Annotated in this window: 14 protein-coding genes and 1 tRNA gene; 9 read left to right on the forward strand and 6 right to left on the reverse strand. The window is 64.4% G+C overall.

Features of this window, described 5'->3' with window-relative positions; all coding sequences use genetic code 11:
* Positions 1 to 26: 26 nt before the first annotated feature.
* The 4 genes from VK792_RS12680 to VK792_RS12695 form a co-directional block, all read right to left on the reverse strand.
* Entirely contained in the window at positions 27 to 1001 is a 975-nt protein-coding gene (locus VK792_RS12680; RefSeq protein ID WP_326297879.1) for an alpha/beta hydrolase, read from the reverse strand.
* A gap of 81 nt (positions 1002 to 1082) precedes the next feature.
* Positions 1083 to 1826 carry an alpha/beta fold hydrolase gene (locus VK792_RS12685; RefSeq protein ID WP_326297880.1) on the reverse strand — a complete coding sequence of 248 codons (744 nt, stop codon included), beginning with the start codon at positions 1824 to 1826 and terminating at the stop codon, positions 1083 to 1085.
* A gap of 130 nt (positions 1827 to 1956) precedes the next feature.
* Positions 1957 to 2685: a GNAT family N-acetyltransferase gene (locus tag VK792_RS12690; protein WP_326297881.1), complete on the reverse strand. Its 729-nt coding sequence runs from the start codon at positions 2683 to 2685 to the stop codon at positions 1957 to 1959.
* Between the two features lie 68 nt (positions 2686 to 2753).
* Positions 2754 to 3221 (reverse strand): outer membrane protein assembly factor BamE, encoded by a 468-nt coding sequence (locus tag VK792_RS12695; RefSeq protein ID WP_326297882.1) that lies wholly within the window; start codon positions 3219 to 3221, stop codon positions 2754 to 2756.
* Between the two features lie 86 nt (positions 3222 to 3307).
* On the opposite strand from VK792_RS12695, the gene VK792_RS12700 reads away from it, so the two are divergent.
* The 7 genes from VK792_RS12700 (at position 3308) to VK792_RS12730 (ending at position 8325) form a co-directional block, all read left to right on the forward strand.
* The gene (locus tag VK792_RS12700) at positions 3308 to 3865 is read left to right on the forward strand and encodes a YceD family protein (protein WP_326297883.1); all 558 of its coding nucleotides are present in this window, start codon (positions 3308 to 3310) and stop codon (positions 3863 to 3865) included.
* A gap of 160 nt (positions 3866 to 4025) precedes the next feature.
* The gene (gene rpmF / locus VK792_RS12705; protein WP_326297884.1) at positions 4026 to 4232 is read left to right on the forward strand and encodes a 50S ribosomal protein L32; all 207 of its coding nucleotides are present in this window, start codon (positions 4026 to 4028) and stop codon (positions 4230 to 4232) included.
* Between the two features lie 21 nt (positions 4233 to 4253).
* Positions 4254 to 5360, forward strand: a complete 1107-nt coding sequence (plsX, locus tag VK792_RS12710; protein WP_326297885.1) for a phosphate acyltransferase PlsX — start codon at positions 4254 to 4256, stop codon at positions 5358 to 5360.
* A complete protein-coding gene (locus VK792_RS12715) occupies positions 5357 to 6328 on the forward strand; it encodes a beta-ketoacyl-ACP synthase III (RefSeq protein ID WP_326297886.1) in 972 nt (323 codons plus the stop codon). The genes plsX and VK792_RS12715 overlap by 4 nt, the downstream gene beginning before the upstream one ends.
* Positions 6329 to 6435: 107 nt before the next feature.
* Positions 6436 to 6738 (forward strand): integration host factor subunit alpha, encoded by a 303-nt coding sequence (ihfA, locus tag VK792_RS12720; protein WP_326297887.1) that lies wholly within the window; start codon positions 6436 to 6438, stop codon positions 6736 to 6738.
* 10 nt (positions 6739 to 6748) lie between these two features.
* On the forward strand, positions 6749 to 8176 hold the full coding sequence (locus VK792_RS12725) for a MerR family transcriptional regulator (protein WP_326297888.1): 1428 nt from the start codon (positions 6749 to 6751) through the stop codon (positions 8174 to 8176).
* 72 nt (positions 8177 to 8248) lie between these two features.
* A tRNA-Pro gene (locus VK792_RS12730) sits at positions 8249 to 8325 on the forward strand.
* 169 nt (positions 8326 to 8494) lie between these two features.
* Here the strand turns inward: VK792_RS12730 and VK792_RS12735 are convergent.
* Positions 8495 to 10303, reverse strand: a complete 1809-nt coding sequence (locus VK792_RS12735) for an ABCB family ABC transporter ATP-binding protein/permease (protein WP_326297889.1) — start codon at positions 10301 to 10303, stop codon at positions 8495 to 8497.
* Positions 10304 to 10391: 88 nt separating this feature from the next.
* Here VK792_RS12735 and VK792_RS12740 point away from each other — a divergent pair, with 88 nt between their 5' ends.
* Positions 10392 to 10763, forward strand: coding sequence for an ArsR/SmtB family transcription factor (locus VK792_RS12740; protein ID WP_326297890.1), 372 nt, complete (start codon positions 10392 to 10394; stop codon positions 10761 to 10763).
* Here VK792_RS12740 and VK792_RS12745 read toward each other — a convergent pair.
* Positions 10730 to 12244 (reverse strand): LysM peptidoglycan-binding domain-containing protein, encoded by a 1515-nt coding sequence (locus VK792_RS12745; protein WP_326297891.1) that lies wholly within the window; start codon positions 12242 to 12244, stop codon positions 10730 to 10732. The two genes, VK792_RS12740 and VK792_RS12745, sit on opposite strands and share 34 nt — an antisense overlap.
* 132 nt (positions 12245 to 12376) lie before the next feature.
* Between VK792_RS12745 and VK792_RS12750 the strand changes: the two genes are divergently transcribed.
* On the forward strand, positions 12377 to 12922 hold the full coding sequence (locus tag VK792_RS12750) for an LOG family protein (protein WP_326297892.1): 546 nt from the start codon (positions 12377 to 12379) through the stop codon (positions 12920 to 12922).
* Positions 12923 to 13002 lie beyond the last annotated feature (80 nt).

Below are 13002 nucleotides of genomic sequence, written 5' to 3' on the forward strand. Positions count from 1 at the left end.
GGCGGCGCGGGCGGCGTCAAGGGGCGCTACAATCCCGCGACCCATTCGGCAAGCCGCGCGACGGTGGCATCGGTCTGCCCCGGCGACAGGATATCACCGGCGATGACGTGACGATCATCGGCGTCGCCAACCCGCACCTGCAAGAGCGTGACCGGCCCGCCCCAGTTCGCCGCGACCGCCAGGGTTTCGGTGTGATCGACAACAGGATCCTCCGGGTCGAACAGGAACAGCGCGGGCACCGTGGCCCCGGCAGGATCCATCTGCCGCGCGGCACGCACGGATTGCGCCATCGGCAGCAGCGCGACCGTGGGATAGCTGGTGGTCCAGGATTGCAGCTGTTCGGGGGTCCGGGCTTCGAAACCGCGGGTCTTGCCGGCCACCAGCGGCCCCCACCAACGCACACCCGGCCAGGTCAGGATCTGTGCGGCGGGGTTCTTGACCTTGAAATTTGGTGAAATCATCGCGACCCCGGCAACGCGCTGCATCATCTCTGGATTTGCCGCGGCCAGCGCCGAAAGCGTTGCCCCGGTCGATGTCGACAGCACGATCACCCGGTCGCCGGTGGCGCGGCCGATCGCAAGTGCCTCGGCCACGTCCTGCATCCAGTCGTTGACCGTGGGCCCGGCCATCGCGTCACCGGTGCGGCCATGCCCCGCCAGCCGCGTAAAAAAGAGGTTGGCCCCAAGCTTTGCCGCAAGCCTGTCGGGCACCGGCCGGATTTCTGCCGAGCTGGCGGAAAAACCATGGATATAGACAAGGGAGATCGGGGTTTTCATCCCGGGCGCATTGGCCCAGATCATCTGCTTTTCCTGGCCGGGGCGGATATCGGCAAACCGCGCCTCGCGCCCGGCAAGGTAGGTGTCGACACCGCCTGACAGCAGTCCGTCGTCAAACCTTGCGTTCAGATCGACGGGTTCGCGCGGCGCAAACGCCCACATCGCCGCGATCCCGGCCAGCAAGATGATCAGGCCGCGCCCGATCCACGTCAAAACAGCACGCATGCCACTCTCCGCATTTGTCACGCATCAGCCTAGCCCGCCGTTGCGCCCGCACAAAGCATGACGTTGCAGCCGGTGACGCCGTCAGGCGGGCGAGACCTGATCAATCGCGGCTTCGATCAGGGCCAGGCTGGCGGGATCGGAAAAGCGGTGATCGACGCCTTTGACCAAGGTCATTTGCAGATCCGGGCTGTCGATATGATCGAACAGGCGCAGCAGCGTGTCCGTGCTGACGGCGGTGTCGGCGCTGCCCTGCAACAGGCGCACCGGGAAGGGCATGGGCAGCGGCGAACGCAGCACCAGGTGGCTGCGCCCGTCCTCGATCAAGCGTCGGGTGACGATATAGGGATCGCCGTAGTCCGACGGCAGGGCCACCTGCCCATCATTCAGGAGGGTGGCGCGCTGGCTTTCGTCGAAGCTGGCCCAGAACCCGTCTTCGGTAAAATCTGGCGCGGAGGCGATGCCGACAAACCCTGCGACACGACCAAGCCTCTGCGTCATCATCGACGCGATCCACCCACCCATCGACGACCCGACGAGGATCACAGGCCCATCGGTCAGGGCCTCGAGAACCGCCTGCGCATCGTCGGCCCAGTCGCCGATGCACCCTGCCTCGAATCGGCCGCCAGAGCGCCCGTGACCGGAATAGTCGAAGCGCAGGAAGGCGCGGCCCCGGCTCCGGGCCCAGGCTTCGAGGTGGACCGCCTTGGTGCCGTCCATGTCGGATTTGTACCCGGACAGAAAGACAACCGTCGGGCCGGTTCCGGGGGTTGCAACATAGGCCAAGCGACGGCCCTGCGGGCTGTCCAGAAAGGCGGGCTGGGTCATGGGCGATCCTTTTTCGCCCCAACATAACCGGCGCGGAGCGGATGCCAAGGGTCTGGGGGCTTTGCCCCCTCTGCCGCCTGCGCCGGCATTCACCCCCAGAGTATTTGCCGGAAAGATGAAAGGGGCGGTGTCAGACCGCGACGGCGCGCAGGGCGCGCTTGCGGGCGGGGGGAATCGCGCCGATTTCGACGCCGGTGAACACATGCAGCGTGTTCATGTCGCGGTCGACGACGGCGTGGTCGCTGACCCATCCCCCCATTGCCAGGTAGGTCCGCAACAACGGTGGCATCCCCGACAGCGCCTTTTTCGCGTCGGGCTTGCGGCGCAGCCGGGCCGCAAAGCGGAAGACGTCGGGCGCTTTCACCCGAGGCAACCAGCGCTTTGGTGCCAGATGACGGGCCTTCAGCATGGCGAAAGCATCGAGGTGGGCCTGGGCATCGGTGCCCGCGAAAGAGGCGCATCCGAACAGCAACTCGACGCCGTTGACATCGACATAGGTTGTCATCGCGCCCCAGGCGATGCGCAGGATGTCGGGATCCCTGCGACCGGGGGCGATGCAGAAACGGCCCAGTTCAACCATCGGCCCGGGAAAGGATTCGAGCGCGGAGAGTTCGTAATACTGCGCCGAATAGCTGCGCCCGATCTGTCCGCCCCCGTCCAGCGGCAGGAAGCGGAAACACGCGACCAAGTCGCCACTGGCGATCTCTTCGATCAGCATGTGGTCGCAGGCGGCATCGAAGCGGTCGGCATCGCGCCCCGCCACGCCGTGGAACGCCAGGTGGCGCAGCGCCTGGGCGCGGGCCAGGTCGTCTTCGTTGACCGCCAGGCGGCTGCGGAATTTAGGGGAACGATTGAGCATGTGGCCGGTCCTTTGCACTGGCGGCAGATCAACCATGTGAGCATGACCGACGTGTGACGCAAGCCCGCTCAGCCGTCGCCTCCCAGCAACTGGCCAGCGTTCAGGCCGCCGATGTTGCCAAAGAGCTTGCGGATGAAGCTGATGTCGCCATCACCCGACCGGGTGATCCGGCGTGCCAGCGGCACCACCTTTCCGTCTTGCAGGCCATAGGTTTCGATATTCTCGACCACGCCATTGTTGTCGAAGGTGATCGCCACCACGGTCCGGTCGACGACCTTCTGAGCCTGCCAGGCAAAGGTGCTCATGTCCGTGCGGATATAGTAATACCCGCTTTCGTTCAGCACGCCAGAAGTGCTGGGCACGCCAACCAGGTCTTCGACCGTGGCACGGGTGTCGACGCCGGGAACGATTTGTTGAAGGTCCTCTTCCGAAGGGACATAGCCATGGGTCCGTTCCAGCGGGGTACAGGCCGCACCGACCGCAAGGACCGCGCCCAGAACCGTCATCCGGACCGCCTTCGAAGAAATACCTGACATCCCGCCCCTCTTGCCTTGCACCGCATCGGCTTTTATCCCGCTTACAGAAGGAACGTCGTCCATTCAAGTCAGGGAAACCCAACGCTTTGACAAACAAGCACAGCTCTGCCCCTCGTAAGCTGCGAACCGCCGGCCTGTCACAGGGGCATCCGACGCCTTTCCTGCTGGCGCCCGAGCCGGAAGAGCGCAAATCCATCGCGCAGGATCTTGGGCTGGGCGCACTGCGCAAGCTGCGTTTCGACGGGGCGGTGCATCCCGAGGGCCACGATGGCTGGCGCTTGCAGGCCAAGCTGGGCGCAACGGTTGTGCAACCGTGCGTGGTGACGCTGGTGCCGGTGACAACGCGGATCGACGTGCCGGTGGTGCGGGTCTATTCGCGCGACGCCGACACCCCGGCCGAGGGCAGCGAGATCGAGATGCCCGAGGATGACACGCTGGAGCCGTTGACCGAGGTGATCGACCTTGGCGCGGTGATGATCGAGGCGCTGGCCCTGAACCTGCCGGATTTTCCGCGCGCCGACGGGGCAGCACTGGACGAATCCGACACCGAAGACCCGGCCGAAGACCCCTTCGAGGAAGAAGAAAACCGCCCCTTCGCCGCATTGCAGGCCCTGCGCGACAAGATGGACGGCGGCGAAGACTGAAAACGCGCAACAAAAGACTTGCGCATTGGCAATTCTTGCGTATTTTCGCGCCTTCATGACGAATAGAGGGTTGTGTGGCCCCGGGCTTAACGCGTATGAGGCCGCACAATCTGTAACACGGGCGGCCGGGCCGTCCCTCACGCGCAATCGAGGTTGAGACATGGCGGTCCAACAGAACAAAGTTTCCAAATCGCGCCGCAACATGCGCCGCGCACATGACGCACTGACGGCGGCAAACCCGAACGAGTGCACCAACTGCGGCGAGCTGAAGCGCCCGCACCATGTCTGCCCGTCCTGCGGTCATTATGCCGACCGTGAGGTGGTTGCCATGGCCGACGAGATCGACCTGGAAGACGACGCGGCTTAAACCAGTCACCGGGCCCGGCGCATGTCCGCAGAGCAACAAAGCGAAACGGGTGCACAGGGCTCGATTGTCCTGTCGGTCGACGCAATGGGCGGCGACCGTGGCCCGGCGGCTGTTGTCGCCGGGATCGCAAAGGCAGCGCAGAAAAACCCGAATCTTCGCTTTCTCTTGCATGGTCCGAAAGACGAGCTTGAACAGCTTGTTTCGCGCCGCAAAGGTCTGAGCGCAGTCACAGAGATCCGCAACGCGGACGGGATTGTCCACATGGAGGACAAGCCCAGCCACATCATGCGGCATGGCGACAACACCTCGATGTGGTCCGCCATCGAAGCCGTGCGCAACAAAGAGGCCACGGTGGTGGTGTCCTGCGGAAATACCGGCGCGCTGATGCTGCTGTCGATGCTGCGGCTCAAGAAATTGCCGGGCGTGAACCGTCCGGCCATCGCGATTCTGTGGCCCTCGCGCAACCCTCAGGGGTTCAACGTGATGCTGGACGTGGGCGCGGACATTCGCGCCGACGCCCGCGACCTGTTGCAATACGCGCTGATGGGCGTGTCCTATGCCCGCAACGGCCTGTCCCTGCCCCGCCCCCGCGTCGGCCTGCTGAACGTCGGTGTCGAGGAGCACAAGGGCCGGACCGAGTTGAAAGAGGCGCATGAGCTGATCGCCAACCATGCCAGCGACGCGAACTGCGACTTTGTCGGATTCGTTGAAGGCAGCGACATTCCGGGCAACCGCTGCGACGTGATCGTCACCGACGGGTTCACCGGAAATATCGCGCTGAAAACCGGGGAAGGCACGGCAAAACTGATCGGCGATCTTCTGCGCGAGGCGTTTTCCTATTCGCCGTTGTCGCGCCTGGCATCCTTGCTGGCTCTGACCTCGCTGACCCGATTGAAAAAACGCATCGACCCGCGCCGCGTGAACGGCGGTGTGTTCCTGGGTCTGAACGGCACGGTGGTGAAATCCCATGGATCGGCTGATCCGACCGGCGTCGCGGCGGCGGTGAAACTGGCCTATGACCTGGCGCAATCCGGTTTCAGCGAGAAACTGGCCGCACGGGTTGCATCTGCCGTCACGCCGGACCACGATGCGGATGAAACCGGGCAGACGAACGGAACCACAAAATGACACTTCGCGCCGCGGTGATTGGCGTCGGGCACTACTTGCCTGACAGGGTCGTCCCGAACTCGGACTTCGAAAAAACACTCGACACGTCGGATGAATGGATCCGCGCGCGTTCGGGGATCGAACGCCGCCACTTTGCGGCCGAAGGTCAGACCACTTCTGATCTGGCCACCCGTGCCGCGCGCAATGCGCTGAGCGATGCCGGTCTGGTGCCGGACGACATCGACGCGATCATTGTCGCCACCTCGACCGCGGACCTGACCTTTCCCTCGGCTGCCACGATGGTTCAGTGCGAATTGGGCATGACCCGCGGCTTTGCCTTTGACGTGCAGGCGGTCTGTGCCGGGTTCATCTATGCCCTGTCCACCGCCAACGCCCTGATCCTGTCGGGCCAGGCCAGGCGTGTGATGGTCATTGGCGCGGAAACCTTCAGCCGGATCATGGACTGGACCGACCGCAGCACCTGCGTGCTGTTCGGCGACGGCGCCGGCGCACTGATCCTTGAGGCGCAGGATGGCGCCGGCACCAGCGAAGACCGGGGGATCCTGTCTGTCGACCTGCATTCCGACGGGCGCCACAAGGAAATCCTCTACGTCGACGGCGGCGTCAGCACCCAGACCACCGGCTACCTGCGGATGCAGGGGCGCGAGGTCTTCCGCCACGCGGTGGAAAAGCTGGCAGCGACGGCAACCGCAGCGATGGACAGGGCTGGGATCACGCCAGACCAGGTGGATTGGATCGTGCCACACCAGGCCAATATCCGAATCATTACCGGCACCGCGAAGAAACTGGGTCTCGACATGGATCACGTGGTGGTCACCGTGCAAGATCACGGCAACACCTCTGCTGCCTCGATTCCGCTGGCGCTGTCCGTGGGCAAGGAACGCGGCCAGATCAAACCCGGCGACCTGATCGTAACCGAGGCGATCGGCGGCGGTCTGGCCTGGGGCGCCGTGGTACTGCGCTGGTAAAGGCATTTTCTGCGCCGCAACAGCCGCCGCAAGGCCTGCTGGCAAGCCGTTGATATTGACTCTGAAATTTCCCGCGTCCTATCCTGCCCCAAATGGGAGAGACTGGTATGACTGACAAGACGCTGACGCGGATGGACCTGAGCGAGGCAGTTTTCCGTGAAATGGGCCTGTCCCGCAACGAAAGCGCCGACCTGGTCGAGGCGGTTCTGACCCATATCTCTGACGCGCTGGTCACGGGCGAACAGGTCAAGATCTCGTCTTTCGGCACCTTCTCGGTCCGGGAAAAGGCCGCGCGCGTGGGCCGCAACCCCAAGACCGGGGAAGAGGTGCCGATCCAGCCGCGCCGGGTGCTGACCTTCCGTCCCTCGCACCTGATGAAAGAGCGCGTCGCAGCCGGCAACAAGCGCTGAGGCCGATCCCATGAGCAAGTCCAGAGACGCCTTCCGCACCATCTCAGAGGTCGCGGACTGGCTGGACACGCCGGCGCATGTGCTGCGTTTCTGGGAAAGCAAGTTCACCCAGGTCAAGCCTGTCAAACGCGCTGGGGGGCGCCGCTACTATCGCCCGGCCGATATGGAATTGCTGGGTGGAATCAAGCAATTGCTGCACGAAGATGGCATGACCATCAAAGGCGTGCAAAAGGTGCTGCGCGAAAAGGGTGTCAAACATGTCGCCGCGCTTTGCGCCCGTCCGGTCGACGAAGATGGCAGCGCAGAAAGTGCCGCCCCGCTTGCGGTAGAGGACGTCCCCGAGGCAGGCTTTATCGATGTGCCCGAACCCGACACAATCGTGCCGTTCCCGCCGCAATGGGCGGAACCCGCCTCTGACACCGGCACGCCCGAGGCTCGGACGGCGGAGACCGTCGAAGCGGAGGCCGCTGAAACGGCAGCGGAGCACGCGGATGGTGAAGAAAAGGCCGAGCCTGCGCAGCCTGAAACGGATGAGACACCGCTTGCAGATGCGGCATTTGCCGCGCTGGACCCCCAGGCGGATCTGTCACCCGGTTTCGACTGGTCCCGCCCCGCAGCCGAACACCCCGTCGAGGCCGCGCCGGTTGAAGCCCAGGCAGAGGACGGCGTGACGATGACTGAAGTTCACGCCCCGGACAGCCCACCCCCGTGGCCCATGTCAGAGGATGACAGCCCCGCCGTTCCGGCGACCGATTGGCCTGCCGATCCCGACGATCCCGCGAGTGACGCCACTGACGAACCGGTCGCAGACGACACGATTGCCGCGCCCGTGCACGCGGCCCAGCAAACGCCCGCTGAGCCGGAGGATGAAGCGCCAAAGCCCGCCGCCTGGCCAGCCGGCGAAAGCGATGCCCCAGCCGCATGGTCCGAAGACTGGCCTGTCGATCCCGACGATCCGGTGCCCCCGGCGGCCGACAGTCCCGAGGTGTCCTGGCCCGCTGCCCAAAGCGATAGCCCCCCGGTCGCCGCGACCGAATGGCCCGATGATCCGGATGCGCTGACAGAGCCGCCCGCGGTGACGCCTGACGCAGAGCCTGTCTTTGCCAGCGAGCCCGAAGGGACCCCTGCGGAACAGCCGGACTTCGGCGATGAGATGCCGGATTTCCTGCGCAGCGTGTTCGACGAACCGCTAACCGAAGCAATGGTCGAAGCACCCACCGATCAGCGCGAAACCCCGCCAGACCTGCCGTCGTTCCTGCAAGCGGCATCAGAGCCCTTGGTGCGGGTGCCGGATGACCCGGACCCTGACAGCTTGACGGCGGCGCCCGGCCCGCTGTCACAGCTTGTACAGATGACCGGACTTACCGCGGCGCAGGCCCGCATGTTGCCAGGCATCGTGACACAGCTGGAACAGCTTTGCGCCCGGCGCGGTTTGTAACGGGACGGCGAAAAATACCTGTGAAAGGGGCTTGCCCTCGCGCGCCATTCGGGTAGAACCGCGTCACCAAGTCGGGCTATAGCGCAGCCTGGTAGCGCGTCCGTCTGGGGGACGGAAGGTCGCAGGTTCGAGTCCTGCTAGCCCGACCAAATTCTCCCATAGTGTGATTTCAAGCGCCTGCGGCGACATTCGTCCGGGTGCTTTTTTCGTTGCCTTTGCCTGCGGTTGGCGGGGAAAGGGGGCGCTGCCCCCTCTTGTCCGCAAGCGGCCAATTCACCCCTGGGATATTTTCCGCCAGAAGATGCACAGGGCCGCGTCTCAGGCAGCCTCCGCGTCTTCGGATTGCTGGCGGGCCCAAAGCTGTGCATAGCGCCCGGCCTTGGCCAGAAGTGCGTCGTGGGTGCCTTGCTCGACCACTTTGCCCTTTTCCAGAACAACGATCCGGTCGGCATCGGCGATTGTGGACAGGCGATGCGCAATGGTGATGACCGTGCGGCCCTGTCCCGCACGTTTCAGCGCGTCCTGGATCGATGCCTCGGTTTCGGTGTCAAGCGCGCTGGTGGCTTCGTCGAGCAGCAGGATCGGCGGGTTCTTCAGCAAGGTGCGGGCGATGCCGACGCGTTGCTTTTCGCCGCCCGAAAGCTTCAGCCCCCGTTCGCCCACCATCGTGTCATAGCCTTCGGGTAGCGACAGGATGAAATCATGGATCTGCGCGGCCCGTGCGGCTTCTTCGATCTGTTCCTGGGTGGCGCCGGCGCGGCCATAGGCGATGTTATAGCGGATGGTGTCGTTGAACAGCACCGTGTCCTGAGGCACCACGCCGATGGCGTCGTGCAAGCTTTCCTGGGTGATGTCGCGCACATCCTGCCCGTCGATCCGCAAGGCCCCACCCTGCACATCGTAGAAGCGGAACAGCAGCCGCCCGATGGTGGATTTCCCGGACCCCGACGGGCCGACCAGCGCCACATTTTGACCGGCAGGCACGGTCACCGACACGCCTTTGAGGATGGGGCGTGCTGTGTCATAGCCGAAGGCCACGTTGTCGAGTTCCACCACACCACCAGTGACCTTCAGGTCAGGGGCGCCAGGTTTGTCCGTTACCTCTGCCGGTTGATCCAGAAGGTCGAACATTTCACCCATGTCGACAAGGCTTTGGCGAATCTCGCGATAGACCGTACCAAGGAAGTTCAGCGGCATGGTGATCTGGATCATGTAGGCGTTGACCATGACGAAATCGCCCACGGTCAGCGTCCCGTTTTGCACACCGAGCGCCGCCATCACCATCACGATCACCAATCCGGTGGTAATCAGGAAGGACTGGCCAAAGTTCAGAAACGCCAGCGATGTTGCAGTCTTGACCGCCGCATCTTCGTAGCCTTCCATCGCCTGGTCGTAGCGCGCCGCTTCGCGCCCCTCTGCCCCGAAATACTTGACGGTTTCGAAGTTGAGCAAGCTGTCGATGGCCTTTTGATTGGCATCGGTGTCCTGCTGGTTCATCTGGCGCCGCAGTTTCACCCGCCATTCGGTGACGGCAAAGGTGAACTTGACATAGGCGGCGATCACCACCGCGACAACGGCGACATACCAGCCATCCAGCGCAATCCACAGGAACACCGCGACCAGCCCCAGTTCCAGGATCAACGGAATGATGTTGAACAGCATGAAACGCAGCAGGAAATCGACGCCTTTCACCCCGCGCTCGATGATCCGACTCAAACCGCCGGTCTTGCGGGTGATGTGATAGCGCATCGACAGGCGGTGAATATGGCTGAAGGTTTGCAGCGCCAGTTGCCGCAGGGCACGTTGACCGACCTTGGCAAAGACCGCGTCGCGCAATTGCTGGAACCCGACGCTCATCAGGCGCGCCATGCCATAGGCGATGGTCAGACCGACGGCACCCAGCAGCAGGTCGGACACCTGGCCGCCCAGGGCATCGACGGCTTGCTTGTAAAGCAGCGGCGTGCCGACTGCGATCAGCTTGGACACCAGCAGCAAGGACATGGCGATGACCACCCGCTGCTTCACCCAGGTCTGCCCCTCTGGCCAAAGATACGGCCCGACGCGCCGGATGATCGCCCATCCGTTGGTGGGGCCTTCGGTCGTGGTGGTGGGGCGTGGTCCGCGCATCGCGGGTCTCCTTCTCGGGGCAGGCAGGCCTGGGTCGGCGGACCCGTCAGCGCTTGCAATATTTCAACGGCTCTTGAATAATCATCTGATGGAACAGAGTCGAGTCCTCGCCGCGCTTTCCGCGCTGGCCCACGATACCCGCCTGGAAATCGTCCGCTTGCTGTCGTCGCGGGGCGGCGAAGGCATGTGCGCTGGGGGCATCGCCCGGCACCTCGGGCTGTCGGCGTCGGCGCTGTCATTCCACCTGTCGGCGCTGGACAGTGCCGGGCTGGTGCAGGTCAATCGCGAAGGGCGCAACATGCGCTACCGGCTGAACCACGCCGAACTGGGCGGGGTCTTTGCCTATGTGCTGTCGGATTGCTGCGGCAACCACCCCGAGATCCGGGGGCGGTGCCTTGGCGGCGGGTGTGAGCCCGCCCCTCAGGATCATTCCGGAATGTCGAACACCTGTCCGGGGTAAATCAGGTCCGGATCGCGGATGCGGTCGCGGTTGGCCTCGAACAGCTTCACGTAAAGCGTGCCTTCGCCGTAACGATCGCGCGCAATCGCCCAAAGCGTGTTGCCGGGCTGAACCGTAACGGCACGCACCGGCGCGGCATCATCGGGATCGGGCGATGCGGCGGCGGTCAGCAGTTGCGGATCCTCGCGTTTGAACGGGCTTTCCACGCGCGAGATCACCTTGCCATCAGCGGCGACCTGGTCGACGCGCAGCGTATACACACCGGTATCGACCTGTGGCAACTCCGCCCGCCAGCTGCCATCAGAAGCCACGCGCGAATTGGTGATCGGCGTGTTGTCCAGATAGACGCGCAGGAACGCGGCCCCTGCCCCACGGCCCGAAAGCGCAACGTCGCCTTCATCGTCATAGGTGATCGCGTCCAGCGCAAGATCGGTGGTGACATCCGGCGCACTGGTCTGCAACACGCGCACGCCATCCTTGTTTGACAAAATCACCGCGGGTGCAGCAGGGGCAGGTTCCGGTGCGGCGGCCACGCTTGGCGTGGACACCAACGGCGATGCAGGCGCGGGCTCGGGACGCGTGGGTTCCGGTGTGGCGGTTGCAACGACCGCTGGCTTGGCCACCAGGGCCGCCTCTGCCACGGCTTCGGGCTGTGGCGCTGGGTCTGCGGGGGGTTCGGGCGTTTCCGCGGCCACAACCGGCTCGGGCTGCTGTGCGTCGGCGGGGCGTTCGGCTACGGCTTCGGGTGCAGGCGTGGGCGCCGGCTCTGCCAAGGGTTCCACCGGGGCCTCCGCCACGGGTTCGGCAGCCATCTCTGCCACCGGTTCGGGTGCCGGTGCTGCGGCGGCCTCGGCAATCGGGGCGTCGGTCGGTTGGGCTGGTTCGGTCACAGGCTTTGTCACGGGCGCGGGTGCGGACTCGGCCACCGGCTCGACTGGCGGTTCGGGTTGGGCCACGGCCTCGGGTGTCAGCGCGGCAACCTGCTCTTCCGGCGTGGGGGCAAGGATGACCTCATCTTCGGAATCGACAGTTTCGTCACCTGCAAACATCCGCAGTGTCAGGATGCGCGGCTTGTCCGAGGTGCCAAGGTCCAGCATCGACACAAACCGGCCACCGGTGTCGGTTTCGGCACGCGCCTGTTCCATCCCGTCCAACAGCACGGCCACTTCGGCCCCGGAAATCGCCACCCCGGCGATAAGGGCGGAGCCGGTTGGCTCGACCCGAACCACGTCGAACCGGGGCGGAACGGGCGACAGGGCGACCTGTGGATCCTCGACAACGACGCTGGGTGGGTTCGGCTCAGGGGCTTCGACCTTCGCCACCGGCTGCGGTTCGGGCGCAGGGGCGGGCAGTGCAGCCCCGGTCACATTGGGAGCAGGCGCGAGGACGCCAGAGAAATAGACGCCGGCAGCGACGGCGACCACGGCGGCACCCCCGATGACAACGCTTCCTGCGCCGCCAGAAAAGGCAAATTTACTCATCGTTCATCCTTCCGTCCTGGCCCCAACGGCCAAATCCCCCGACGGCCCGCAGTCTTGCGGTTGAGCGTATATAGCAACCCCGGTATCACCGGTCAAAACAGCATGGTAGTCTAGGGTCGGAGTGTCACGAAAATGAAATCCATATGTGTCTATTGCGGCGCACGTAACGGCAACGATCCGGCCTATGCCGAACAGGCAGAAGCCTTGGGCTATGCCATTGCCGATGCGGGCTGGCGCCTTGTCTATGGGGCCGGCGACGTCGGGCTGATGGGCGTGGTCGCGCGCGCGGCTCAGGCGGCGGGCGGCGAAACCTTTGGTGTGATCCCCCAGCATCTGCTGGAATGGGAGGTCGGCAAGACCGATCTGACCCGGTTCATCGTCACCGAGACGATGCATGAGCGCAAGAAGGTCATGGTGATGAACGCCGATGCGATCGTCGTACTGCCGGGCGGTGCCGGGTCGCTGGACGAATTCTTCGAAGTGCTGACCTGGCGCCAATTGGGGCTGCACAAGAAACCCATCCTTCTGCTGAACGCCGAAGGGTACTGGAACCCGCTGGTGGCCTTGCTGGCTCACGTGATTGACCAGGGTTTTGCCGCCGAAACGCTGGCGGACTACGTGCAGGCCCTGCCCGACACACCGTCGGTCATGGCCGCCTTGCACCGCGGCTTGTCATGATGCGCTAGTGGATTGAATCCAACATTTGGAACCCTCGATTTCTTGCGGCGATGATGTCGTTGGGGTCTGCCCGCCAAACG

Source organism: Mesobacterium hydrothermale, assembly GCF_035818635.1.
In the GTDB taxonomy this organism is placed as follows: Bacteria; Pseudomonadota; Alphaproteobacteria; order Rhodobacterales; family Rhodobacteraceae; genus Mesobacterium_A; species Mesobacterium_A hydrothermale.